This window comes from Blastococcus sp. TML/C7B, from assembly GCF_016612845.1.
Taxonomy (GTDB): domain Bacteria; phylum Actinomycetota; class Actinomycetes; order Mycobacteriales; family Geodermatophilaceae; genus Blastococcus.
Window position 1 is genome coordinate 492,649 of record NZ_JAEOAA010000002.1, and the last position, 25,123, is coordinate 517,771.

General features: G+C 71.9%; 17 protein-coding genes, 3 rRNA genes and 2 pseudogenes. 2 read left to right on the forward strand and 20 right to left on the reverse strand.

Annotation, left to right across the window (positions count from 1 at the left end):
* Window positions 1–73 precede the first annotated feature (73 nt).
* The gene (locus JKP76_RS15275; protein ID WP_200491779.1) at window positions 74–1,222 is read right to left on the reverse strand and encodes an HAD-IIA family hydrolase; all 1,149 of its coding nucleotides are present in this window, start codon (window positions 1,220–1,222) and stop codon (window positions 74–76) included.
* A gap of 112 nt (window positions 1,223–1,334) precedes the next feature.
* On the opposite strand from JKP76_RS15275, the gene JKP76_RS15280 reads away from it, so the two are divergent.
* A complete protein-coding gene (locus tag JKP76_RS15280; protein ID WP_309233006.1) occupies window positions 1,335–2,675 on the forward strand; it encodes a DUF1015 domain-containing protein in 1,341 nt (446 codons plus the stop codon).
* A 7-nt stretch (window positions 2,676–2,682) separates the two neighbouring features.
* Here JKP76_RS15280 and JKP76_RS15285 read toward each other — a convergent pair whose 3' ends face one another.
* Together JKP76_RS15285 and JKP76_RS15290 are read right to left on the reverse strand one after the other, a co-directional pair.
* Entirely contained in the window at window positions 2,683–3,042 is a 360-nt protein-coding gene (locus tag JKP76_RS15285) for a single-stranded DNA-binding protein (protein WP_200491781.1), read from the reverse strand.
* A 92-nt stretch (window positions 3,043–3,134) separates the two neighbouring features.
* The gene (locus tag JKP76_RS15290; RefSeq protein ID WP_200491782.1) at window positions 3,135–4,064 is read right to left on the reverse strand and encodes a tol-pal system YbgF family protein; all 930 of its coding nucleotides are present in this window, start codon (window positions 4,062–4,064) and stop codon (window positions 3,135–3,137) included.
* Between JKP76_RS15290 and JKP76_RS15295 the strand changes: the two genes are divergently transcribed.
* Window positions 4,044–4,934 carry a hypothetical protein gene (locus JKP76_RS15295; protein ID WP_200491783.1) on the forward strand — a complete coding sequence of 297 codons (891 nt, stop codon included), beginning with the start codon at window positions 4,044–4,046 and terminating at the stop codon, window positions 4,932–4,934. The genes JKP76_RS15290 and JKP76_RS15295 overlap by 21 nt on opposite strands.
* A 442-nt stretch (window positions 4,935–5,376) precedes the next feature.
* Here the strand turns inward: JKP76_RS15295 and rrf are convergent.
* From rrf to pheS, 17 genes and pseudogenes are all read right to left on the reverse strand, one after another.
* Window positions 5,377–5,493: ribosomal RNA gene (gene rrf / locus JKP76_RS15300) — 5S ribosomal RNA — on the reverse strand.
* Window positions 5,494–5,600: 107 nt separating this feature from the next.
* Window positions 5,601–8,718, reverse strand: a 23S ribosomal RNA gene (locus JKP76_RS15305).
* 476 nt (window positions 8,719–9,194) lie between these two features.
* Window positions 9,195–10,713 (reverse strand): 16S ribosomal RNA (locus JKP76_RS15310).
* Together the 16S, 23S and 5S rRNA genes form the textbook arrangement of a ribosomal RNA operon.
* 388 nt (window positions 10,714–11,101) lie before the next feature.
* Window positions 11,102–12,385 carry a tyrosine--tRNA ligase gene (tyrS, locus tag JKP76_RS15315; protein WP_200491784.1) on the reverse strand — a complete coding sequence of 428 codons (1,284 nt, stop codon included), beginning with the start codon at window positions 12,383–12,385 and terminating at the stop codon, window positions 11,102–11,104.
* Entirely contained in the window at window positions 12,382–13,083 is a 702-nt protein-coding gene (locus JKP76_RS15320; RefSeq protein WP_375335668.1) for a DNA-3-methyladenine glycosylase, read from the reverse strand. Before JKP76_RS15320 ends, tyrS begins: the two co-directional genes overlap by 4 nt.
* On the reverse strand, window positions 13,047–14,489 hold the full coding sequence (gene argH, locus JKP76_RS15325; RefSeq protein WP_200491785.1) for an argininosuccinate lyase: 1,443 nt from the start codon (window positions 14,487–14,489) through the stop codon (window positions 13,047–13,049). Before argH ends, JKP76_RS15320 begins: the two co-directional genes overlap by 37 nt.
* On the reverse strand, window positions 14,486–14,824 hold the full coding sequence (locus tag JKP76_RS19775) for a hypothetical protein (protein WP_375335669.1): 339 nt from the start codon (window positions 14,822–14,824) through the stop codon (window positions 14,486–14,488). The genes argH and JKP76_RS19775 overlap by 4 nt, the downstream gene beginning before the upstream one ends.
* Before the next feature lie 88 nt (window positions 14,825–14,912).
* Window positions 14,913–15,023, reverse strand: a pseudogene (locus JKP76_RS21320) (arginine repressor); the annotation flags it as partial.
* 10 nt (window positions 15,024–15,033) lie between these two features.
* On the reverse strand, window positions 15,034–15,978 hold the full coding sequence (argF, locus tag JKP76_RS15335; RefSeq protein WP_200491786.1) for an ornithine carbamoyltransferase: 945 nt from the start codon (window positions 15,976–15,978) through the stop codon (window positions 15,034–15,036).
* Entirely contained in the window at window positions 15,975–17,165 is a 1,191-nt protein-coding gene (locus tag JKP76_RS15340; protein WP_200491787.1) for an acetylornithine transaminase, read from the reverse strand. The genes argF and JKP76_RS15340 overlap by 4 nt, the downstream gene beginning before the upstream one ends.
* 5 nt (window positions 17,166–17,170) lie before the next feature.
* Window positions 17,171–18,202 (reverse strand): acetylglutamate kinase, encoded by a 1,032-nt coding sequence (argB, locus tag JKP76_RS15345; RefSeq protein ID WP_309229665.1) that lies wholly within the window; start codon window positions 18,200–18,202, stop codon window positions 17,171–17,173.
* Entirely contained in the window at window positions 18,199–19,350 is a 1,152-nt protein-coding gene (argJ, locus tag JKP76_RS15350) for a bifunctional glutamate N-acetyltransferase/amino-acid acetyltransferase ArgJ (protein ID WP_200491788.1), read from the reverse strand. The genes argB and argJ overlap by 4 nt, the downstream gene beginning before the upstream one ends.
* Window positions 19,347–20,387 (reverse strand): N-acetyl-gamma-glutamyl-phosphate reductase, encoded by a 1,041-nt coding sequence (gene argC / locus JKP76_RS15355; RefSeq protein WP_309229663.1) that lies wholly within the window; start codon window positions 20,385–20,387, stop codon window positions 19,347–19,349. Before argC ends, argJ begins: the two co-directional genes overlap by 4 nt.
* A gap of 244 nt (window positions 20,388–20,631) precedes the next feature.
* Window positions 20,632–21,435: an SDR family oxidoreductase gene (locus JKP76_RS15360; protein WP_200491790.1), complete on the reverse strand. Its 804-nt coding sequence runs from the start codon at window positions 21,433–21,435 to the stop codon at window positions 20,632–20,634.
* The gene (locus tag JKP76_RS21325; protein WP_309233007.1) at window positions 21,428–22,849 is read right to left on the reverse strand and encodes a phenylalanine--tRNA ligase subunit beta; all 1,422 of its coding nucleotides are present in this window, start codon (window positions 22,847–22,849) and stop codon (window positions 21,428–21,430) included. The genes JKP76_RS15360 and JKP76_RS21325 overlap by 8 nt, the downstream gene beginning before the upstream one ends.
* A gap of 67 nt (window positions 22,850–22,916) precedes the next feature.
* Window positions 22,917–23,903: pseudogene (locus tag JKP76_RS21330) on the reverse strand (phenylalanine--tRNA ligase subunit beta); the annotation flags it as partial.
* Between the two features lie 52 nt (window positions 23,904–23,955).
* Window positions 23,956–25,023, reverse strand: a complete 1,068-nt coding sequence (gene pheS, locus JKP76_RS15370; RefSeq protein WP_200491791.1) for a phenylalanine--tRNA ligase subunit alpha — start codon at window positions 25,021–25,023, stop codon at window positions 23,956–23,958.
* Window positions 25,024–25,123 lie beyond the last annotated feature (100 nt).

A 25,123-nucleotide genomic window follows, 5' to 3' on the forward strand; every position in this document is an offset into this window, starting at 1 on the left:
GCCGTCTCCCGTGGTCCTGTTCCGTCCGCGTGGCCGCGCGCCGTCTCCGTGGTCCCGGGCCGTCGTGGCCCAGTCAGCCGGTGCCGAGCCCCCAGTTCCGCAGCGCGGTCGATGCCTCGACGCCCTCGCCGAGCACCCTGGCCGGGGCACCGCCGTCGGGGTGCCGGATCCAGTGCGCCACGCACAGCGCCCGCAACCCGTCCAGCCCGTCGAAACCCCGCACCGCGCCGTCGGACCCCTGAGCGGCCCCGTCCGGATCGCGCTCCGCGCCGTCGGCGCGCGCTCTCCCGTCGCCGGCCGGCTCGTGCACCAGCAGGAGCCCGTCCGACTCGGCCGGCCGCACGACCCAGTCGCCGCACCGCCACCCCACCGCGTCAGCTTGCACCGACGGGTGCACGTCGAGCAGGCCTGCGGCGTCGTGCGCGAGGTGGTCGGGCCGGTGCTCGGGTACGGCGGCGAGCAGCGTCGCGGCATCGGTGACGCCGGAGAGCACGAGCAGGCTGGCCGCGCCCGCCCGCTGCGCGCCCTCGATGTCGGTGTCCAGCCGGTCCCCGACGACCAGGGGCCGCTGCGCTCGGGTGCGCCGCACGCACTCGGCGTGCATGGCCGGGTCGGGCTTGCCGGTGACCAGCGGCGGACGCCCGGTGACCGCGCTGACGACCCCCACCATCGCCCCGTTGCCCGGCAGCGGACCGCGCGGGGAGGGGATCGTGGCGTCGGCGTTGGTGGCCACGTGCCGCGCACCGTTGCGCACCGCGACGACCGCCTCGGCCAGCTGCGCCCAGCCGACCTCCCGGCCGTAGCCCTGCACGACGGCGTCCGGCTCGTCCTCGGCCCGCTCGACGACCTCCAGGCCGGCCGCGCGCACGGCGGCCGCCACCCCGGGCCCGCCCACGGGCAGGATCCGCGCCCCCGGCCCCAGGAGCTCGAGCACCACCGTCGCGGCCGCCTGGGAGCTGGTGATGACGTCGGCCGCGGCCGCCTCGACCCCCAGCTCGGTCAGGTGTGCGGCCACCTCCTCCGGCGTCCGGGCGGCGTTGTTGGTGACGAAGCCCAGCCGCATGCCGCTGCGGCGGACCTGCTGCAGCGCCCCGGGGACTCCGGGTACCGCCTCGGAGCCGACGTAGACCACGCCGTCGAGGTCCAGCAGCGCGACGTCGTGCTGTTGGGCGAGGGGGCCGGGCGAGCCGGCCGCGAGCGGGCTGCGGCGCGGGTCGGGCATCGCGTGGCCTCTCCTTCTCGATCTGCTGTCGTGGATGTGCTGTCCTGCGGGTCCGACGGCCGGTACCGCGGGCGCCACCGGCGCATCCGCGCGGCGCTCCTACGATTCCCTGGTGCCCTCGTCGTCGCCGGACCACCGCCCGTCCGATACCGCGACGGGCCTGGAGGTACGCCCCTTCCGGGCGCTGACCTACCGCGTGCACGACCCGGACCACCTGGCCCGGGTGAGCTCGCCCGCCTACGACCTGGTGACCGCCGCCGGCCGGGAGCGCCTGGCCGGCGCCGATCCGCACAACATCGTGCGGCTCATCCTGCCCGAGCCCGGCGTCCCCGCCGATCCCGCACCGGCGGGCGGAGCCGGGACGGCGCCGGCCTGGGCAACCCGGGCGGCGCGGATGCTCGCCGCGTGGGAGGACGAGGGCGTCCTGGAACGGGACGAGCGATCGGCGCTGTGGGTCTACGAGCTGCAGCCCGCCGACGGCGACGCCGCGACGGTGGGCTGGCTCGGCGCCGTCGGGTTGCCGGTGCCGGGCTCGACCGCGGTCCTCCCCCACGAGGACACCTTCCCCGACGCCGTCGAGGGCCGTCGCGCGCTGCTCGCCGCCACCCGCACCGACCTCGAGCCGATCGTGCTGGCCCACGACCCGGATCACGAGGTCGCCGTGCTCACCGACCGCGCCCGCCGGAGCGAGCCGACGCTGCAGGTGCTCGACGACGACGGCGTCCGCCACCGGCTGTGGCGGGTGACCGACCCCGCGCTGATCGGCGAGCTGGCCGGGGCGTTCGGGCGCACCGGCGCCGTCATCGCCGACGGCCACCACCGGTTCGCCGCCGCCCGTGCCCACCAGCGCACCGACCCCGGCTGCCCGGGGTGCGACGCCGTCCTCGCGCTGCTGACGCCGATGGGCCCGGGCGGGCTGCGCGTGGCCGCGATCCACCGGGTCCTACCGGACCTCCCGCTCGACGACGCTGCCCGCCGGGCAGCGGTCGGCTTCGCCGTGAGCGAGCTCGCGCTGGACCCCGACCGGCCGGCGGCGGTCGCCATCACCGCGGCTGTCGACGCCTGGCTGGCCGAGCCGGACGCTCTGGGCTTCCTGGTCACCGACGGCTTCCGCCTGCTCTGCCTGCGCGATCCGGGAGCCCCCGTGCGCGACCGGGTGCCGGCCGAGGCACCGGCCGCCTGGCGCGGACTCGACGTCGTGCTGGCGCACAAGGGGCTGATCGAGGGGTTGTGGGCGCGGGCGGACGAGCCGGGCAGCGTGCTCATCGCGCACACCGTCGAGGAGGCGCTGCGGACGGCGGGCGAGCGCAACGGCGTCGCCCTCCTGCTCCGCCCGCCCTCCCCCGCCGACGTCGCCGCCGTGGCGCGCGCCGGGGCTCGGATGCCGCGCAAGTCCACCTTGTTCGTGCCCAAGCCGCGGACCGGCCTCGTGCTCCGGCCGCTGGACGACTGATCGCGCCTCACGCGATGCGCTCGGTCGCCGGCCCCGAGGCGCGGGGCACCTTGCGCCCACGCCGGCAGTTGACCTCGCACACCGAGGCGGTGCCGGATCCGGTGCGCCAGAACCGCCGCTGGAGCGCACCCTCGATCTCCACGACGTCACCGGGCTGCCAGGCCGCCACGCGCCGCTGCAGCGACTTGTCGTAGGTGATGCAACTGAGCACGTCGACCGTCTGACCGCGTGGCCGGGGCTCGGGCCGGCGCACCACCAGCCGGAAGGTCACCAGGGTGTCCCCGCTCGGCAGGGTGCGGACCTCTGCCGGTGCGGACAACCGTCCCCGTAGCACCACGTCGTTCCGGTCGATCACAGCCACGCTCATGCTCAGAGCCTGGATCGGCCGGGGGCCCCGGCACAGGGGCGTGCCCCATCTGTGGACGCGGGCGGCGGGTGTGGACACCCGCCGCCCGGTTGTCAGCTGTCCGTGCTGCCGGCTCCGGAGTCCGCGTCGTCACCGGTCTCACCCAGGAGCTCGGCCACCTCGGCCTCGACCTCGTCCTGGAACGACCGGCCGCCGGTCGGGAATGCGCCGGCGTCGGCTGCTGACTCCTCGGCTCCCGGCTCCTCGTCGTCGGACCGCTCGAACTCGGCCTCGATCGCTGCCTCGAGTGCCTCGGCGTCGTCGAGCTCGGCGTCCTCCGGGTCGATCGCCGCGTCGGTCTCCTCCGGCGCGGCGTCGCCACCTGACAGGGTCTGATCCTGGTCGGCGCCCTCGGTCTCGGCCTCGAGGTCGTCGTCCTCGTCGTCGTCGATGAGGTCGTCGAGGTCGGTGAACTCGACGGAGTCCGCGAGCGCCTCGGGGTCGACGGCGACGATCGCGTCGTGCCACTGCTGCGCGAGGTCCTCCTCGCCCTGGGCGGAGAGCAGGTCGGCGTAGGCGGCGGCGAAGCGCAGCCGGATGTCGTCGCCTTCGGTGAGGGAGTCCGGCGTCGGGCGTCCACCCAGCGCCGCCTCGAGGACGAGCCGGGCGGCGGCGTCCTCGCCGAGGTCGCGGCGCGCGCCGGCCTCGACCAGACGCAGCTCGGCCGTCTCCTCCTGGTCCGGCTCCTCCGTCAGCGCCTCGGCGACGAGCCGCAGGGCGACCTCGGGCCGACCGAGGGCCCGCTCGCAGTCCGCCAGCACCGCGCGGTAGCCGTGGTCGCCGCTCATCCGCCGGTAGGCACGGAGCTCGCGCGCCGCCTCGGCGTAGTCACCGGCGTGGTAGGCGGCCACGCCGACCGCCTCCCGGACGACGGCGACGCGGGAAGCCCGGTCGCGCGCCGCGCGGGCGTGCGCCAGGGCGGTCTCCGGGTCCTCGTCGATCAGCGAGCCGGCAGCGACGAGGTGCGCGGCGACCTTGTCCACGCCGCGGGGGTCGAGACCCTTCAGCGCGGTACGCACCGCGGGGTCGAGCTCGCGAGGGTCGGCCCACTCGGGGAGCTCGGGACCGGGCGGCAGCGGCGGACGACGGTCCTGCCGGTCGTCGGGACGCGGACCCCGCGCGGGGGCGCCGCGGCGGTCGTCGCCGGGACGGCGGTCCCGCCAGTTCCCGGCACCGCCCTCCGGACGGCCGGACCGCTGCGGCCGGTCGCCGGACGGGCGCCGGTCCTGCCAGTCGCCGCGCTGCGGGCGGTCACCGGAGGGGCGGTTCTGCCAACCACCACCCTGGGGACGGTCACGCTGGGGGCGGTCCCCGGCGGGGCGACGGTCCTGCCACTCGCCACGCTGCGGGCGGTCACCCGGGGGGCGACGGTCCTGCCAGTCCCCGCGCTGCGGGCGGTCGCCGGACGGACGGCGGTCCTGGTAGCCGCCACCCTCGCCGCGCTGCGGGCGGTCACCCGAGGGGCGACGGTCCTGCCAGTCCCCGCGCTGCGGGCGGCCACCGGACGGACGGCGGTCCTGGTAGCCGCCACCCTCGCCGCGCTGCGGGCGGTCACCCGAGGGACGACGGTCCTGCCACTCGCCACGCTGCGGACGGTCACCCGAGGGACGGCGGTCCTGCCAGCCGCCACCCTGCGGGCGGTCGCCTGCCGGACGACGGTCCTGCCAGCCACCACCCTGGGGGCGATCACGCTGCGGACGGTCACCCGAGGGACGACGGTCCTGCCAGCCACCACCCTGGGGACGGTCGCGCTGGGGACGGTCCCCGGACGGGCGGCGATCCTGATAGCTGCCACCCTGCGGGCGGTCAGTCGAGGGACGACGCTCCTGCCAGCCACCGCGGTCGTCACGTGACGACCCGGCGCCGCGAGCACCACCGCTCGTCGGCCGGCCACCCGGACGTCCGCGGGCATCGCCCCGGTCGTCTGCACCGCGACGCGGGCTCGAGTCGTTGCCGCGCTCGGCGAAGTAGCGGGCGTCCCGGTCGCTCTGCGGACGCGGAGCCCGGCGCTCGCCGTCCCCGCCGTTCCCACCGCGGCCGCCGGCGACGTTGCGCGGGGCGCCGGGTCGACCGGAAGCGCCGGCCGGGCGCTGGGCGCGGGAGCCCGGGCGGCCGGAGCCGGCGCCGGAACGGCCGCTACCGGAGCCGCGCGGGCCGTCAGAACCGCGTCGCGGAGAAGTCATCGTCGGGGTACCTCATCACATAGCGGCGCACTCACAAGCCGCCGAAAGCTGAACAACGGACAACGCGAACGGGGGCCAGAGCACGTGGCTCTGACCCCCGTTCGTAATGGTTGTCCGGCGGCGTCCTACTCTCCCACCCCGTCTCCAGGGCAGTACCATCGGCGCTGAGAGGCTTAGCTTCCGGGTTCGGAATGTTGCCGGGCGTTTCCCTCTCGCCATGGCCGCCGTAACTCTGTGAACTTGAACCATGCCTGGTTCGTGCGTTCAGAACCGCACAGTGGACGCGAAGCAATCTTGTTATCCGGCTCTTACTCACACAGGCCCGAGTGGGTGTGTGTGGTCAAGCCCTCGGCCTATTAGTACCGGTCAGCTCCACACCTTGCGGTGCTTCCACTTCCGGCCTATCAACCCGCTGGTCTGGGCGGGGGCCTTACCCGGTTGACCCGGTGAGAGACCTCATCTTGAAGCGAGCTTCCCGCTTAGATGCTTTCAGCGGTTATCCCTGCCGAACGTAGCTAACCAGCAGTGCACCTGGCGGTACAACTGGCACACCAGAGGTTCGTCCGTCCCGGTCCTCTCGTACTAGGGACAGCTCTTCTCAAGTCTCTTACGCGCACGGCGGATAGGGACCGAACTGTCTCACGACGTTCTAAACCCAGCTCGCGTACCGCTTTAATGGGCGAACAGCCCAACCCTTGGGACCTACTCCAGCCCCAGGATGCGACGAGCCGACATCGAGGTGCCAAACCATCCCGTCGATATGGACTCTTGGGGAAGATCAGCCTGTTATCCCCGGGGTACCTTTTATCCGTTGAGCGACACCGCTTCCACATGCCGGTGCCGGGTCACTAGTCCCAGCTTTCGCTCCTGCTCGACCCGTCGGTCTCACAGTCAAGCTCCCTTGTGCACTTGCACTCGACACCTGATTGCCAACCAGGCTGAGGGAACCTTTGGGCGCCTCCGTTACATTTTGGGAGGCAACCGCCCCAGTTAAACTACCCACCTGACACTGTCCCTGATCCGGATCACGGACCGAAGTTAGACATCCAATTCGACCAGAGTGGTATTTCAACGATGACTCCACGAACACTGGCGTGCCCGCTTCACAGTCTCCCACCTATCCTACACAAGCCGAACCGAACACCAATATCAAGCTATAGTAAAGGTCCCGGGGTCTTTCCGTCCTGCCGCGCGTAACGAGCATCTTTACTCGTAGTGCAATTTCGCCGAGCCTGTGGTTGAGACAGCTGAGAAGTCGTTACGCCATTCGTGCAGGTCGGAACTTACCCGACAAGGAATTTCGCTACCTTAGGATGGTTATAGTTACCACCGCCGTTTACTGGCGCTTGAGTTCTGAGCTTCGCCTTACGGCTAACCCGTCCCCTTAACGTTCCAGCACCGGGCAGGCGTCAGTCCGTATACATCGTCTTACGACTTCGCACGGACCTGTGTTTTTAGTAAACAGTCGCTTCTCACTGGTCTCTGCGGCCACCCACCGCTACCCCGCGCAAGGCGGTTGACAGTAGATGGCCCCCTTCTCCCGAAGTTACGGGGGCATTTTGCCGAGTTCCTTAACCACAGTTCGCTCGATCGCCTTGGTATTCTCTACCTGACCACCTGAGTTGGTTTGGGGTACGGGCCGCTCGGAACTCGCTAGAGGCTTTTCTCGGCAGCATAGGATCATCCAATTCGCCTCATTCGGCTATGCGTCAGGTCTCACCCTGTATGCGGGACGGATTTGCCTACCCCGCGGGCCACACCCTTGCACCGGTACTACCACTCACCGGTAGGACTACCTTCCTGCGTCACCCCATCGCTTGCCTACTACCAGTCCGGGTCCCAGCCTCCCCACACTCGCCTCACAAGTGAGGACCGGTGGATCGGGTGGTTAGCATCGCTGGGTTCAGCATGGGCGTTCCTTCGCGGGTACGGGAATATCAACCCGTTGTCCATCGACTACGCCTGTCGGCCTCGCCTTAGGTCCCGACTCACCCTGGGCGGATTAGCCTGGCCCAGGAACCCTTGGTCTTCCGGCGGGGGAGTTTCTCACTCCCCTCTCGCTACTCATGCCTGCATTCTCACTCGCGTGGCGTCCACGGCTGGATCACTCCGCCGCTTCGACCGCCACACGACGCTCCCCTACCCATCCACACACCTGGCCGGCCCACACAAGGACCGACAGGAAACGCATGAATGCCACGGCTTCGGCGGTGTGCTTGAGCCCCGCTACATTGTCGGCGCGGAATCACTTGACCAGTGAGCTATTACGCACTCTTTCAAGGGTGGCTGCTTCTAAGCCAACCTCCTGGTTGTCTCTGCGACTCCACATCCTTTTCCACTTAGCACACGCTTAGGGGCCTTAGCCGATGATCTGGGCTGTTTCCCTCTCGACTACGAACCTTATCGCCCGCAGTCTCACTGCCACGCTCTCACTTACCGGCATTCGGAGTTTGGTTGACGTCAGTAACCTTGTGGGGCCCATTAGCCATCCAGTGCTCTACCTCCGGCAAGAAACACGTGACGCTGCACCTAAATGCATTTCGGGGAGAACCAGCTATCACCGAGTTTGATTGGCCTTTCACCCCTACCCACAGCTCATCCCCTCAGTTTTCAACCTAAGTGGGTTCGGTCCTCCACGCGGTCTTACCCGCGCTTCAACCTGGCCATGGGTAGATCACTCGGCTTCGGGTCTAGGGCACGCGACTGTATCGCCCTGTTCGGACTCGCTTTCGCTACGGCTACCCCCCACGGGTTAACCTCGCCACGTACCACTAACTCGCAGGCTCATTCTTCAAAAGGCACGCAATCACCCCGGACCGAAATCCTAAGGCTCTCACGGCTTGTAGGCACACGGTTTCAGGTACTATTTCACTCCCCTCCCGGGGTACTTTTCACCTTTCCCTCACGGTACTTGTCCGCTATCGGTCACCAGGGAGTATTCAGGCTTAGCGGGTGGTCCCGCCAGATTCACACCGAATTTCACGGGCTCGGTGCTACTTGGGATGACGCTCGGGAGAGCACATGTTTTCGTGTACGGGGCTCTCACCCTCTACGGCGACCCCTTCCAGAGGCCTTCCACTAACACGTGCTTTTCTCACTCCCTGAGTGCTCGGCAGAACACTCGGAACGGTCCCACGACCCCGACCACACAACGCCTGCCGGCTATCACATGCGATCGGTTTAGCCTCATCCGCTTTCGCTCGCCACTACTCACGGAATCACGGTTGTTTTCTCTTCCTGTGGGTACTGAGATGTTTCACTTCCCCACGTTCCCTCCACACGCCCTATGTGTTCAGGCGCGGGTCACACCACATGACTGGTGCGGGGTTCCCCCATTCGGAAATCCTCGGATCAACGCTCGGTTGACAGCTCCCCGAGGCTTATCGCAGCCTCCTACGTCCTTCATCGGCTCCTGGTGCCCAGGCATCCACCGTGTGCCCTTAACAACTTGGCCACACAAAAATCCCACACAACAGCGCCCGGAAGGACACCCGTCGTGCGGGCCTACAAGAACTCTCATGCAAATAAGAGTCAAAAAGATGCTCGCGTCCACTGTGCAGTTCTCAACGTACGACCAGACACCCTCCACACGACCCCGCCAGACCCGGCACCCCCACGAGGGGCCGGCGGTACGAGAAACAGGAAGGCCCTGACACGAGATCACGCCACACCCCCGCGCACGGGGATGGTCCGCTCCCTCAGGACCCAACAGCGTGCCTACGACCAACCCACCACCACCACCCCGTTCCCCACACCCCCCGAAGGAAGCGTCGTACTAGGAGCAGCACCAGCTGCCGGCCGAACTGGTCAGCGTTCCACCCTCGAGCACCACCCAGGCACGCCGCGCACCCCCCGAAACTGGAGGGCACATCCTGGCCTGGCATGGCTCTGCACCGACAAGCTGATGCTTGCCGGCGAGTTGCTCCTTAGAAAGGAGGTGATCCAGCCGCACCTTCCGGTACGGCTACCTTGTTACGACTTCGTCCCAATCGCCGATCCCGCCTTCGACGGCTCCCTCCACAAGGGTTGGGCCACCGGCTTCGGGCGTTACCGACTTTCGTGACGTGACGGGCGGTGTGTACAAGGCCCGGGAACGTATTCACCGCAGCATTGCTGATCTGCGATTACTAGCGACTCCAACTTCATGGGGTCGAGTTGCAGACCCCAATCCGAACTGAGACCGGCTTTTTGGGATTCGCTCCACCTCGCGGTATCGCAGCCCTTTGTACCGGCCATTGTAGCATGTTTGCAGCCCTAGACATAAGGGGCATGATGATTTGACGTCATCCCCACCTTCCTCCGAGTTGACCCCGGCAGTCTCCTATGAGTCCCCACCATGACGTGCTGGCAACATAGAACGAGGGTTGCGCTCGTTGCGGGACTTAACCCAACATCTCACGACACGAGCTGACGACAACCATGCACCACCTGTGCACGGCCCTTACGGACCCACCATCTCTGGAGGATTTCCGTGCATGTCAAGCCTAGGTAAGGTTCTTCGCGTTGCATCGAATTAAGCAACATGCTCCGCCGCTTGTGCGGGCCCCCGTCAATTCCTTTGAGTTTTAGCCTTGCGGCCGTACTCCCCAGGCGGGGCGCTTAATGCGTTAGCTGCGGCACGGAACTCGTGGAATGAGCCCCACACCTAGCGCCCAACGTTTACGGCGTGGACTACCAGGGTATCTAATCCTGTTCGCTCCCCACGCTTTCGCTCCTCAGCGTCAGTTGTTGCCCAGAGACCCGCCTTCGCCACCGGTGTTCCTCCTGATATCTGCGCATTTCACCGCTACACCAGGAATTCCAGTCTCCCCTGCAACACTCTAGTCTGCTCGTATCGACTGCAGGCCTGAGGTTGAGCCTCAGGTTTTCACAGCCGACGCAACAAACCGCCTACGAGCTCTTTACGCCCAATAATTCCGGACAACGCTTGCACCCTACGTATTACCGCGGCTGCTGGCACGTAGTTGGCCGGTGCTTCTTCTGCAGGTACCGTCACTTTCGCTTCGTCCCTGCTGAAAGAGGTTTACAACCCGAAGGCCGTCATCCCCCACGCGGCGTCGCTGCGTCAGGCTTTCGCCCATTGCGCAATATTCCCCACTGCTGCCTCCCGTAGGAGTCTGGGCCGTGTCTCAGTCCCAGTGTGGCCGGTCACCCTCTCAGGCCGGCTACCCGTCGTCGCCTTGGTAGGCCACTACCCCACCAACAAGCTGATAGGCCGCGGGCCCATCCTCAGCCGATAAATCTTTCCACCACCAGACCATGCGGTCAGCAGTCACATCCGGTATTAGCCCCAATTTCTTGGAGTTATCCCAGAGCTGAGGGCAGGTTGCCCACGTGTTACTCACCCGTTCGCCACTGATCCCCCACCGAAGCGGGTTCACCGTTCGACTTGCATGTGTTAAGCACGCCGCCAGCGTTCGTCCTGAGCCAGGATCAAACTCTCCGTAGATGAATTTGAACCGGCTGAGAACCGAGAGCTAGCACTCTCGATATCAATCAACCAAAGGAATCCCAGCCGGAAACACAAAGCCCCCGGCACGGGGTATTACTTGGCACTGACTTTCGGCACGCTGTTGAGTTCTCAAAGAGCGGACGCGCACAAACTCGACCCTTCCGGGCTCCGTCTGCGGCTGGATGTCCAACACTACGCCGGTTTCCGTTGCCCCCACCAGCGGCGGGTCCCGGTCCGGCGGCCCCTCAGGGCCGCGCGGCGCAAAGAGAAAGTTACGTGGCCGTGTCGGCCGTGTCAAACCCGGGGTGCGTGACGCCCGCCACCGGGTCGTCCCACCCGGCACATCCACGTCCACGTGGGCGCGGACGTGCAGGTCAGCGCCCCGTCAAGCGCCGCGCCGCACCCCGGCGATCGACCGCTTGCCCCGGCGCAGCACCAGCCAGCCCCCCGCCAGCCAGGCGTCGTCCCCCGGGACGGCGTCGGCGTCGGCCACCCGCTCGTTGTTCAGGTAGGCCCCGCCCTCCTTCACCGTGCGCCGGGCCTCGGACAGGCTGGCCACCAGACCGGTGCGCTGGAGCAGCACCGCGATCGACGGCACCTCCCCCTCGACGTCCACGCTGCCGGCCTCGCTCAGGGCCGCGCTCAGCGTTCCGGCGTCCAGGGAGGTCAGGTCGTCCCGGCCGAACAGCGCACGGCCGGCGGCCTCGGCCTGGCGCAGCTGCTCCGGGCCGTGCACCAGCAGGGTCAGCTCCTCCGCCAGCGCCCGTTGCAGGCCCCGCGCCGCCGGGCGCTCCACGCTCTCCGCGATCAGCGCCTCGACCTCCTCGGCCGGCCGCTCCGAGTACAGGGGCAGCCAGGCGCGGGCGTCGGCGTCGTCGGCGTTGAGCCAGAACTGGAAGAAGGCGTACGGCGAGGTGAGCGCGGGGTCCAGCCAGACCGCGCCGCCCTCGGACTTGCCGAACTTGGTGCCGTCGGACTTGGTCACCAGCGGCGTCGAGAGCGCGTGCACCCGCGCACCCGAGGTCCGCCGCACCAGGTCGATGCCGGCCGTGAGGTTGCCCCACTGGTCCGAGCCGCCGGTCTGCAGCGTCACCCCGTGCCGCTGGTGCAGCTCGCGGAAGTCGTTGGCCTGCAGGATCTGGTAGCTGAACTCGGTGTAGCTGATGCCGGCCTCGGAGTTCAGCCGGGCCGACACCGCCTCCTTGGCCAGCATCTGGCTCACCCGGAAGTGCTTGCCGATGTCGCGCAGGAAGTCGATGGCCGACACCGGTGCGGTCCAGTCCAGGTTGTTCACGTAGACCGGCGCCGGCAGGCCGTCCCGCTGGGCCGGCACGTCGAGGAACGGGGCCACCTGCTCGCGGATCCGGTCGACCCAGCCCGCGACGGTCCCCCGGTCGTTCAACTGCCGCTCGGCGGTCGGCCGGGGGTCACCGATCAGACCCGTCGCCCCGCCGACCAGCACCACGGGCTGGTGCCCGGCCCGCTGCAGGGCGCGCAGCACCATGAACTGCAGCAGGTGCCCGACGTGCAGGCTCTGCGCGGTCGGGTCGAACCCGGCGTAGTAGGCGACCGGCCCCTCAGCCAGGTGCGCGCGCAGCGCCTCCTCGTCCGTGCTCTGGGCGATCAGCCCGCGGCGGTGCAGCTCGGTGAGGACGTCGTTCGCAGTCACGGGGGACCATCCTGCCCGGTGCCCCGACGTCGCGACTTCCCGCCCGCCCGGAACGCGCTCACCGACGGCGCACCGGCCTCCCAGAACCGCCAGGGCAGCTCGGTGGCCACGCTGATGCCGACGCGTGGTCCGGCCGACACGGCGGACGGCGGCGCCCCCCGGTGCAGCCGGACCGGGGACGACGGGTCGAGCAGGTCGGCATCCCGGTCGTCGGGGCCGATCCCGAGCGCCTGGGTGAGCCGGGCCGGGCCGCGGGCGAGGTCGCGGGCAACGCGGGCGGCGGGTCGCCGGGTGCGGGCCAGCGGCTCCCCCACCACGACTTCACCGGCGCGCATCAGCACCGCCGAACCGCGCCCCTCGGGGCCGACGACGACGTTGGCGCACCAGTGCACGCCGTAGCTGAAGTAGACGTACAGCCGGCCGGGCGGGCCGAACATGATCGCCGCGCGTGGCGTCGGGCCGCGGTGCGCGTGCGAGGCGGGGTCCTCCCCCGCACCCGAGTAGGCCTCCACCTCGGTGAGCCGCAGCGCGACCTGCCCCTCGGGGCGGTCGGTCACCACCCAGCAGCCCAGCAGCGCGGGCGCCACGACGTCGACCGGCCCGAGCAGGTCCTCCGCGCGGACGAGGGGACCCGGCCCGGGCCGGTCGGGGTCGGGTGCGGTCAGAGCGCGCCCGCCACCGGTGAGGCCGTGGCCCAGTCGGCGTGCTGGCGGGCCAGCTCGGCCAGCGAGACCAGTTGCTCGGCGACCCGCTCGGGGGCGGTGCCGCCACGGGCCTTGCGGGCGGCCAGGGCGCCCCGGACGGAGAGGACCGCGCGGACGTCGGGGGTGAGCCGCTCGTCGATGCCGGCGAGCTGGTCGTCGTCGAGCTCGTCGAGCTCCAGGCCGGCGTCCTCGCAGAAGGCGACCATGGCGCCGCTGATCTCGTGCGCGGAGCGGAACGGCACCCCCTGGCGGACCAGCCACTCGGCGACGTCGGTGGCCAGCGCGAAGCCCTGCGGGGCGGCGGCCTCCAGCACCTCGGGGCGCAGGGTGAGCGTGGCGACCATGCCGGTGACGGCGGGCAGTAGCAGCATCAGCTGGGAAAGCGAGTCGAAGACCGGCTCCTTGTCCTCCTGCAGGTCGCGGTCGTAGGCCAGCGGCAGGCCCTTGAGCATGGTGAGCAGCCCGGTCAGGTTGCCGACGAAGCGGCCCGACTTGCCCCGCGCCAGCTCGGCGATGTCCGGGTTCTTCTTCTGCGGCATGATCGACGACCCGGTGGCCCAGGCGTCGTCCAGCCGCGCCCAGCCGAACTCGGTCGACGTCCAGAGCACGACCTCCTCCCCCAGCCGGGAGAGGTGCACGCCGATGAGCGCTGCGACGAAGCAGAACTCGGCGGCGAAGTCGCGGTCGCTGACGCCGTCGATCGAGTTGTCGGTGGCCCGGTCGAAGCCGAGCTCGGCGGCGACGGCGTCGGGGTCCAGCGGCAGCGACGAGCCGGCCAGCGCCCCCGATCCGTACGGGCTCACCGCGGTGCGGCGGTCCCAGTCGCGCAGCCGGTCGACGTCGCGGGCGAACGAGTGCGCGTGCGCCAGCAGTTGGTGGGCGATGAGCACCGGCTGGGCGTGCTGCAGGTGCGTCATGCCGGGCGCGGCGACGTCGGCGTACCGCTCGGCCAGGCCGACGATCGCGTACTCCAGCGACGAGAGCTCCCCGACCAGCGCGCGGACGTGGTGGCGCAGGTAGAGCCGCAGGTCGGTGGCGATCTGGTCGTTGCGGCTCCGGCCGGCCCGCAGCTTGCCGCCGAGCGCGCCGAGCTTCTCGGTGAGGCCGCGCTCGAGGGCCTCGTGCACGTCCTCGTCGCTGTCGATCGCGGTGAACGTGCCGGCCGCCACCTCGTCGGACAGCTCGCGGAGCGCGCCGAGCATCTGCTCGAGCTCGTCGTCGGCGAGCAGCCCGGCGCGGTGCAGCACGCGGGCGTGCGCGCGCGAGCCGGCCAGGTCGAAGGGGGCCAGCGCCCAGTCGAAGTGGGTCGACTTGGACAGCGCGGCCATGGCGGGCGACGGGCCGCCGCCGAAGCGGCCGCCCCAGAGCCGGGTCTGCGATCCAGGGGGCGTGGTGGTCACGGGCCGGCGTCCTCTTCCAGGTCGTCCTGCAGTTCGGGGTAGACGGCAGGGGTGCGCTCGGCGAGCGACCGCAGCCGGTCGGCCAGCGCGGCCCCGCCGTCGGGGTCGCGCGAGACGACCAGCAGAGTGTCGTCCCCGGCGATCGTGCCCAGGACGTCGGGGAGGCCGACCTTGTCCAGGGCCGAGGCCAGGAACTGGGCGGCACCGGGAGGGGTGCGCAGCACCGCCAGGTTGGCGCTGCCCTCGGCACCCGTCAGCAGGTCGGCCAGCAGGCGGGTCAGCCGGGCGGGCGCGGTCTGCGCCGGGCGCAGCGGGGCGTTCTCCGGCGGCAGCACGTAGGACGCCGGAGCGCCGTCCGAGACCCCGCATCTTGACCGCGCCGAGCTCGTCGAGGTCGCGGGAGAGCGTCGCCTGGGTGACCTCGATGCCGGAGCCGGCCAGCAGCGCGGCCAGGTGGGTCTGCGACGTCACCGACTGGGCCTCGATCAGCTGCCGGATCCGGGCCTGGCGCGCGCTGCGGCTCGGCGAGGTCATCGTCGCTCCGTCACGAGTGCTCCAGGAGCCACACCAGCAGAGCCTTCTGCGCGTGCAGCCGGTTCTCCGCCTCGTCCCACACCGCGCTCTGCGGGCCGTCGATCACGTCGGCGGCGATCTCCTTGCCGCGGTAGGCGGGCAGGCAGTGCAGGACGACGGCGTCGTCGGCGGCGCGGGCCAGTGCGGCGTCGTCGACGGCGTAGGGCAGGAACGGGGCGATGCGGGCGTCGTACTCGCCCTCCTGACCCATCGACACCCAGGTGTCGGTGACCAGGACGTCGGCGCCGTCGGCGGCAGCCGCGGCGTCGGCGGTCCAGGCGACCGAGCCGCCGGTCTCGGCGGCGATCTCCGCGGCCTTCTTCAGCACCCCCGGATCGGGCTGGAAACCCTCGGGCGAGCCGACCCGCACGTGCATGCCCGCGGTGGCGCCGCCGAGCAGGTAGGAGTGCGCCATGTTGTTGGCGCCGTCGCCCAGGTAGCTCAGCGACCGGCCGGCCAGCGAGCCCTTGCGCTCGATGACGGTCTGCAGGTCGGCCAGGATCTGGCAGGGGTGGAACTCGTCGGTGAGCGCGTTGACCACCGGCACCCGGCTGGTCGCGGCCATCTCCTCGATCCGCTCCTGGCCGAAGGTCCGCCACACGATCGCCGCGACCTGCCGGTCGAGCACGCGGGCGGTGTCCGCGATCGGCTCGCCGCGGCCCAGCTGGCTGGTCGCCGCGTCGATGACCAGCGGATAGCCGCCCAGCTCCGCGACGCCCACCGAGAAGGAGACGCGGGTGCGGGTGGAGGGCTTGTCGAACAGCACGGCGACCGCCCGCGGGACGCCGTTGGCCGCGCGCAGCGGCACCGGGGCCTCCGCGGTGTGCCGGGTGGCCTTGAGCGAGGCGGCGAGCGCCAGCACCTCGGCCTGCTCGGCCGGGCTGAGGTCGTCGTCCCGGAGGAAGTGGCGGGTCACGAGTCGGACTCCTGGAGTGCGGCGTCGAGGGCGGCGGGCAGCGCGGCGACGAAGGCGTCGATCTGGGCGTCGGTGAGCACCAGCGGCGGGGCGAGCCGGAGCACGCCCGGTGCCACGGCGTTGGTGAGGAAGCCGGCGGTGCGCAGGGAAGCCTCCAGCCCGGCGGCGACGTCGGCGGTGAGGACGACGCCCAGCAGCGCGCCCTTCCCCCGGACGCCGCTGATGCCGGCGTGGCCGAGGCCCTCGATGCCGGCGGTGAACCGGTGCTCGATCTCCTTCGCCCGCTCGAGCAGGCCCTCGTCGCGGATGGTGTCGAGGACGGCGAGCGCGGCGGCCGCGGCGATCGGGTTGCCCCCGAACGTCGAGCCGTGCGAGCCGGCGGTCATCAGCTCGGCGGTCTCGCCGAACGCGAGCATCGCGCCGATCGGCAGGCCACCGCCGAGCGCCTTGGCCAGCGTGATCACGTCGGGCTGCAAGCCGTCGGCCTGGTGGGCGAACCAGTGCCCGGTGCGGCCCATGCCGGTCTGCACCTCGTCGAGCGCGAACAGCGCGCCGGCACCGGCGGCGGCGTCGGCCGCGGCGGCCAGGTAGCCGGCCGGCGCGGGCAGCACGCCGCCCTCCCCCAGCATCGGCTCGAGCAGCACCATCGCGGTCTGCTCCGACACGGCGGCGGTCAGCGCGCCGGCGTCGCCGTAGGGCACGTAGGCCACGCCGCCGGGCAGCGGGGCGAACGCGGCGGCCTTGGACGGCTGGCCGGTGAGCGCCAGCGCGCCCATGGTCCGGCCGTGGAAGGCGCCCTCGGCGGTGATCACCTGCGGCCGGCCGGTGAGCCGGCTGACCTTGAACGCGGCCTCGTTGGCCTCGGCGCCGGAGTTGCAGAAGAAGACCCGGCCGGGCCGGCCCACGAGCTCCAGCAGCCGCTCGGCCAGCGCGACGCCGGGCTCGTGCATCGCCAGGTTGGAGACGTGCCCCAGCGTGGCCGCCTGGGTGCTGATCGCCTCGACGACCTTCGGGTGCGCGTGGCCCAGGATCGTCGTCGCGATGCCGCCCAGCAGGTCGGTGTACTCGACCCCGTCGACGTCGCGGACGACCGCGCCGGAGCCGGACGCCAGCGCGACCGGCGGCGTCCGGTAGTTCCCCATCATCACGGCCGACCAGCGGCGGGCCAGCTCCTCGGTGTGCGTCATGGTGCTCAGCCCTCCCCGGGGGTCGTGAGGTCGGGGACGACCATCGTCCCGGTGCCCTCGGTCGTGAACATCTCCAGCAGCAGGGCGTGCGGGGTCCGGCCGTCGACGACGGTCGCCCGCTTCACCCCGCCCTGGACCGCCCGCAGGCAGGCGGCCATCTTCGGTGCCATCCCGGCGTCCAGCTCGGGCAGGATCTCGGCCAGCTCGGCGGCGTCGATCTGCTGCACCAGGGAGTCGCGGTCGGGCCAGTCGGCGTAGAGCCCCTCGACGTCGGTGAGGACGACGAGCTTGACGGCGTCCAGCGCGACGGCGACCGCCGCGGCGGCGGTGTCGGCGTTGACGTTGTGCACGATGCCGTGCCGGTCGGGGGCGACGGTGGCGATGACCGGGATGTGCCCGGCCTCCAGGAGCGCCAGCACCGGCGCCGGGTCGACCGAGACGACGTCGCCGACCAGGCCGATGTCGACCGGCTCGCCGTCCACGACCGCGTGGGTGCGCTCGGCGGTGAACAGCCCGCCGTCCTCACCGGAGAGGCCGACGGCCAGCGGCCCGTGCTGGTTGATCAGCCCGACCACCTCGGGGGTGACCTGCCCGGTGAGCACCATGCGGACGACGCCGATCGTCTGCTCCGTGGTGACCCGCAGGCCGCCGCGGAACTCGCTCTCGATGCCCAGCCGACCCAGCATCTCGGTGATCTGCGGGCCGCCGCCGTGCACGACGACGGGCAGGATCCCGCAGGTCCGCAGGAACACCATGTCGTCGGCGAAGGCGCGCCGGCACTCGTCGTCGACCATCGCGTGGCCGCCGTACTTGATCACCACGACGTTGCCGTGGAACTCCTTGAGCCACGGCAGCGCCCCGGTGAGGACGGCGATCCGGCGGGCGTCGCCCTCGGGGTCGTGGGTGCGCATGACGCGGTGGGTGCCGATCCGCCGCGGCGGCACCGCCTGGTCGACGGCGACGTCCGGGGGCGTCGGGTCCTGGGCGTCGTCGTCGTGGACGGTGGTCACGTGCGGCTCCGGCTCGGTGGGGCTCACGTCGAGTACGCCGAGTTCTCGTGGACGTAGGCGATCGAGAGGTCGTTGGTCCAGATGGTGGCCTGCTCGGCGCCGGCCTTCAGGTCGACGTCGATGGTGATGGCCCGGCCGGTGAGGTCGACACCCTCCCGCGGGTCGCCGATCGCGCCGCCACGGCAGACCGTGACGCCGTTGATGGTGACGTCGACCTGGTCGGCCTCGAACGCGGCGTCGGTCGTGCCGATGGCCGCGAGCACCCGGCCCCAGTTGGGGTCGTTGCCGAACAGCGCCGTCTTGAGCAGGTTGTTGCGGGCGCACGCCCGGCCGGCGGTCAGGGCGTCCTCGACGGAGGCGGCGTTGCGGACGGTGATCGCGATGTCCTTGGTGGAGCCCTCGGCGTCGGCGAGCAGCTGCATCGCGAGGTCCGTGCACGCCGCGGTGAGCACCTCGGTGAGCTGCTCCTCGCTCGGGGTCACGCCGGTCGCGCCGTTGGCCAGGGCGATGACGGTGTCGTTGGTGGAGAGGCACCCGTCGGAGTCGACCCGCTCGAAGCTGACCCTCGTGGCCGCCGCCAGCGCGCGTTGCAGGACCTCGGGCTCGACGACGGCGTCGGTGGTGAGGACGACGAGCATCGTGGCCAGGCTCGGGGCGAGCATCCCGGCGCCCTTGGCCATGCCGCCCAGCGCGAAGCCCTCGCCCTGCTGCGCGGTGGTCTTGGGCACGCTGTCGGTGGTCATGATCGCCCGCGCAGCGTCCGCCCCGCCGTCTGCGGAGAGCGCCTGCGCCGCGGCGGTGACGCCGGCGGTCAGCTCGTCCATGGGCAGCCGCGTGCCGATCAGCCCGGTGCTGGCCACGGCGACGTCGATCGCGCCCAGGCCCAGCGCCTCGGCGACGTGCTCGGCGGTGCGGTGGGTGTCGGCGAAGCCGTCGGCGCCGGTGCACGCGTTGGCGCCGCCGGAGTTGAGGACGACGGCCCGGCAGCGCTGCCCGGCCAGCACCTGGCGGCTCCAGATGACCGGGGCGGCCGGGAACCGGTTGGTGGTGAAGACGGCGGCGGCGACGTCGTCGGGGCCGGTGTTGAGCACCAGCGCGACGTCGGGGTCGCCGCTGGACTTGAGCCCGGCGGCGACGCCCGCGGCGGTGAAGCCCTGCGGGGTGGTGACGCTCATGGTGCGACTCCTACGAGGGGGAGACCGGTGGTCTCCGGGAGGCCGAGGGCGAGGTTGGCGCACTGCAGCGCGGCTCCGCCGGTGCCCTTGGTGAGGTTGTCGACGGCGGCGACCACGACCAGCCGGCCGGCGTCGGGGTCGACCGCGATCTGCAGCGCGACGGTGTTGGCGCCCAGCACCTGCGCCGTCGTCGGCCACTGGCCCTCGGGCAGCAGGTGCACGAACGGCTCGTCGGCGTAGGCCTGCTCGTACGCGGCGCGGGCGGTCGCGGCGTCCGTGCCGGGCGCGAGCTTCGCCGAGCAGGTGGCGAGGATGCCCCGGCTCATCGGCACCAGGGTCGGGGTGAAGCTGACGCCGACCGGCGACCCGGCGGCCTGGGAGAGGTTCTGGATCATCTCCGGCGTGTGCCGGTGCACCCCGCCCACGCCGTAGGCGCTGACCGAGCCCATGACCTCGCTGCCGAGCAGGTGCGGCTTCGCCGACTTGCCCGCGCCGCTGGTCCCGCTGGCGGCGACGACCACGACCTCGGGCTCGACCAGGCCGGCGGCGAGCGCCGGTGCCATCGCGAGGGTGACCGAGGTCGGGTAGCAGCCGGGGACGGCGATCCGCCGCGCGCCGGCCAGCTGCTCCCGCTGGCCGGGCAGCTCGGGCAGGCCGTAGGGCCAGGTGCCGGCGTGCTCGCTGCCGTACCAGCGCTGCCACGCGGCCGGGTCGCTCAGCCGGTGGTCGGCGCCGCAGTCGATGACCAGGGTGTCGTCCGGGAGCTGGGCGGCCACCGCGGCGGACTCGCCGTGCGGCAGCGCGAGCACGACGACGTCGTAACCGGCGAGGTCCGCTGCATCGCTGGGCTGGACCACCATGTCGGCGTACGGCAGGAGGTGGGGCTGCAGCTCACCCAGGCGTCGGCCGGCGCTCGAGTTGGCATGCACCCCGGTCAGCCGCAGGTTCGGGTGCGCGGCCAACAGGCGGCACACCTCTCCCCCGGCGTACCCGGTGGCGCCGGTGACCCCGACCGTCCACGTCTGCCCTGTGCTCACGATGCATGACCATACACGCCCATGCATGACTGTTCACTCGGATACCCGGCTCCGGACTTTCGGTACCGAAAGTCCGCCGTCGCCCGGGACTTTCGGTACCGAAAGTCCCGGCTGGACGGGGACTTTCGTTACAGAAAGTTCCTGGGCGGGCAGACGATCGACGGCATGCGTGCCCGGCTGCACCACCTGGTCGTCGACTGCCGCCGCCCCGCACTGGACCGCGGAACCCGGCTGAGCGACGGGGTCAGGCGAGGGGGTCGGTGTCGCCGTAGGGGCGCAGGCGGAGCATCCGGGCGGCGTCGGCGGGTGTGGTGGCGCGGAGGACGTCGAGGTCGTCCGCGCCGGCCCGCACGAAGCGGCCCGTCCACTGGTCGAGCTCGCCGGCGGCGATCGCGGCGACCAGCGCGACGACCCGCTCCGGCGGCGTCCAGTCCTCGAAGCCCTGCCACACGCGCATGGCGCGGGTCATCGGGGTGTCGACGACGCCGGGCGCGACGTCGAAGGCGCGCACGTCGGTGCCCTCGAGCGCGCCGGCCAGCGACTCGGTGAGCCGCATGAGCCCGGTCTTCGCGACCGAGTAGGCCGAGTAGTCGGGCGCGCCGCGGGTGCCCATGCCGCTGGCGAGGTTCACGATCCGCCCGCTGTTGCGCAGCACCATCCAGGGCACGACGGTGCGCACGGTCAGCAGCGCGCCGCGCACGTGGCTGGAGACGACGTCCCACCACTGGTCGGGGTCGGCCTCCCAGACGGGCACCTCGAACTCGTCGATCAGGCCGGCGTTGTTCACCAGCAGGGCGATCGGGCCGAGCTCCTCGCGGACGAGCCCGACCGCCTCCTCCACCGAGGCGCGGTCGGTGACGTCGGCGGCCACGGCGAGGGTGCGCCCGCCGGTGGCGGCGGCGACCTCGTCCATCGCCGTCCGCAGCCGGTCCTCGGTGCGGGCGAGGCCGGCCACGGCCATGCCGCGGGCGGCCAGCCCCTCGACCAGGTGCCGCCCGATGCCCGAGGACGCCCCGGTGACCAGGGCGACGCCGGACAGCTCAGGCACGGAGCTCCGCCCCGGTCGCGGCCCGGGCGGCGGCGACGGCGGCGTCGCGCACGCCGGCCGCCTCCTCACCGGTGAGGGTCCGGTCCGGCGCCCGCAGCGTCAGCGCGAACGCCAGCGACCGCGACCCGGCCGGCACGGGGGCGCCGGTGTAGACGTCGAACAGCCGCAGCGACTCCAGCAGCTCGCCGGCCCCCTCGCGCAGCGCCGCGGCGACCGCGGCGGAGGGGACGTCGTCCCGCACCACGAGCGCGAGGTCCTGGAGCACCGGCGGGAACGCCGAGATCGGCGGACCGACGGCGACCGGGGATGCGGGCAGCGCGTCGACGTCCAGCTCCATCACCGAGGTGCGGGCCGGCAGCTCCAGCGCGGCGCACACCCGGGGGTGCAGCTCACCGGCATGCCCGACGACGACGTCGCCGACCAGCAGCTCGGCGCAGCGGCCCGGGTGCCAGGGCGCCCGCTCCCCCGCCCGGACGGTCAGCTCGACACCGGCCGCCGCGGCGACCCGGCGCGCGGCCTCGACCGCGTCGGCCCAGGTCGCGGCGCGCCCGGCGCCCCACCAGCCGCGCGGCTCGCGGGAGCCGGTGAGCGCGACGGCGACGTGCCACGGCTGCGCCGGCACCGCGCCGAGCAGCGCGGCCAGGGTCTCGTCGTCCGGCCGGCCCTCGACGCCGGGGAGCGGCGCGGGGGTGCGCACCCCGCCGGGGAAGACCGCGCCGTGCTCGAACAGCGCCAGGTCGCGCTGCCCCCGGGAGAGGTTGCGGGCCAGCGTGGCGAGCAGGCCGGGCAGCAGCGTCGTCCGCAGCGCCGGCTCCTCCTCCGACAGCGGGTTGCGCACCAGCACGACCGCGCGGCGCTCGTCGTCCTCGGGCAGGCCGAGCGCGTCCAGGGCCGGCGTCCCGACGAACGGGTAGGACGGCGCCTCGACGTAGCCGGTCTCGGCCAGCGCGCGACCGATCGCGCGGCGCCGGCGCTGCACGTCGGTGAGCCCCCGGCCGGGCGGGGCCGTCGGCAGCACCGAGGGGATGTCGTCGTAGCCGGCGAGCCGCACGACCTCCTCGATCAGGTCCGCGGGGTCGGTGAGGTCCGGGCGCCAGGACGGCGGGGTCACCTGCAGGTCGGTGCCGTCGCCGTCGACCGAGCAGCCCACGGCGGTGAGCAGCTCGACCACCTGGCCGGGCGTGTAGGCGACGCCGGCCACGCGCGCGGGCCGGCCGGCGTCCAGCGGGATCTGCGGCCGCGGGCCCCGGGTGTCGAGGTCCACGACGCCGCCGACGACGCGCGCGCCGCCGTACTCGCAGAGCAGCTCGGCGGCGCGAGCCAGGGCGACGACGGTCAGCTCGGGGTCGACGCCGCGCTCGAAGCGCTTGGCCGCCTCGCTGGGCAGCCGGTGCCGGCGCGCCGTGCGGGCCACATCCGGTGGGCTCCCAGTGCGCCGCCTCCAGCAGCACCGAGGTCGTGCCGTCACCGATCTCGGTCGTCGCGCCGCCCATGACCGCGGCCAGACCGATCGGCCCGGAGTCGTCGGTGATGAGCAGGTCGTCGCCGGCGGCGAGGGTGCGGGTGCTGCCGTCGAGGGTCTCCAGGCGCTCGCCCTCGCGGGCCAGCCGGACGGTGATCGGCCCGCTGACCTTCTCGCGGTCGAAGGCGTGCATCGGCTGGCCGAGCTCGAGCATCACGTAGTTGGTCACGTCGACGGCCAGCGAGATGCTGCGGATGCCGGCCTGGGTGAGCCGGCGCCGCAGCCACCACGGGCTGGGCGCGGTCGGGTCGAGACCCTCGAGGGCCAGCATGGAGAACCGGTCGCAGCGCTCGGGCGCGTCGACCCGCACGTCCCAGGCGGGGGCGCCGGACCACGCCGGCGGGGTGACCGCGCCCGGGTCGCGCCACGGCGCGGCCAGGCCGGTGCCCATCTCGCGGGCGATGCCGCGCATGGACAGGCAGTAGCCCCGGTCGGGGGTGACGGCCAGCTCGATGACGACGTCGTCCAGGCCGGTGACCGGGCCGGCGGGCGTGCCCGGCGGCGGGACGTCGGCGCCCTCGCTCCCCAGCACCAGGATGCCGGCGTGGTCCTCGCCGAGGCCGAGCTCGCGGACCGAGCAGATCATCCCGTCGGAGATCCGGTCGTAGGTCTTCCGGGAAGCGATCGCGAACCCGCCGGGCAGCACCGCGCCGGGCAGCGCGACGACGACGGTGTCGCCGACGGCGAAGTTGCGCGCGCCGCAGACGATGCCGCGCGGGGCCGCTTCCCCCACGTCGACCGAGCAGAACCGGATCGGCTTCTTGAACCCGGTGAGCTCCTCGATCCCGAGGACCTTCCCGACGACCAGCGGGCCCTCGACCGGCTCGGCGCGGTGGATCTCCTCGACCTCGAGGCCCAGCCGCACGGAGGCGGTGTCGAGGTCCTCGACCGTCGTCCCGGCGGGGACGTCGACGTACTCGGCCAGCCAGCCGATGGGGACTCTCACTGCTGGACCTGGGGGGCCACAGAGGTGACCTTCGGTGCCCGACCGGAACCAGTCACTGCTCGACTCCAAAAGCTGTAGTGAAGCGGACGTCGCCCTCGACGATGTCGCGCATGTCGCCGACGCCGGAGCGGAACTGCAGGGCGCGCTCGATGCCCATGCCGAACGCGAAGCCCGAGTACTCGTCGGGGTCGATGCCGCAGGCGACCAGGACCCGCGGGTTGACCATCCCGCAGCCGCCCCACTCGACCCAGCGCGGCCCGTCGCGGTGCTCGGGGAACCAGACGTCGAACTCCGCCGAGGGCTCGGTGAACGGGAAGTACGAGGGCCGCCAGCGGGTGATGGCGTCGGCGCCGAACAGCGAGCGCGCCAGGTGGTCCAGCGTGCCGCGCAGGTGCGCCATCGTCAGGCCGCGGTCGACCGCCAGCCCCTCCACCTGGTGGAAGACCGGGGTGTGCGTCGCGTCGAGCTCGTCGGTCCGGTAGACCCGGCCCGGGGCGACGACGTAGATCGGCGGCGTGCGCGCCAGCATCGTCCGGGCCTGCACGGGGCTGGTGTGCGTCCGCAGCACCAGTCCGGAGTCCTCCGGCGCCACGAAGAAGGTGTCCATCATCGTGCGCGCCGGGTGGTCGCGGCCGATGTTCAGCGCGTCGAAGTTCAGCCACTCGGCCTCGAGCTCCGGGCCGTCGGCGACCTCGTAGCCCATGCCCACGAAGATGTCGGCGATCCGGTCGGTGAGCGTCGTCAGCGGGTGGCGGGCGCCGCGCGGCGTGCGGTCCCACGGCAGCGTGACGTCGACCCGCTCCTCGGCGAGCACCCGGGCGTCGCGCTCGGCCTCGAGCTCGGCGAGCCGGGCGTCGTAGGCCTCCTGCACGGCGACGCGGGCGGCGTTCACCCGCTTGCCGGCGTCGCTGCGGGCGGCCGGCGGCAGCGCGCCGAGCTCGCGGCGGGCCAGCAGCACCGGGGCGCGGTCGCCCAGGTGGGCCGGCCGCACGGCGGCCAGCGCCTCCAGGTCGGCCGCCCCGGCGAACGCCGTCCGGGCGGCGTCGACGGCGTCGTCGAGGGCCTCCGGGGAGAGGGCGGCGACCTGCTTGGGGTCGTAGGGATCGTTGGCGCCAGACACGGGAGGCCATTCTGCCCGCCGTCCGCCCCCGTCCGCGCCTGGGTTCGGTCGTGCGCCGCCGCGTCCCGCCCAGATCGGCGATGTGGGGCCCATGGGACGT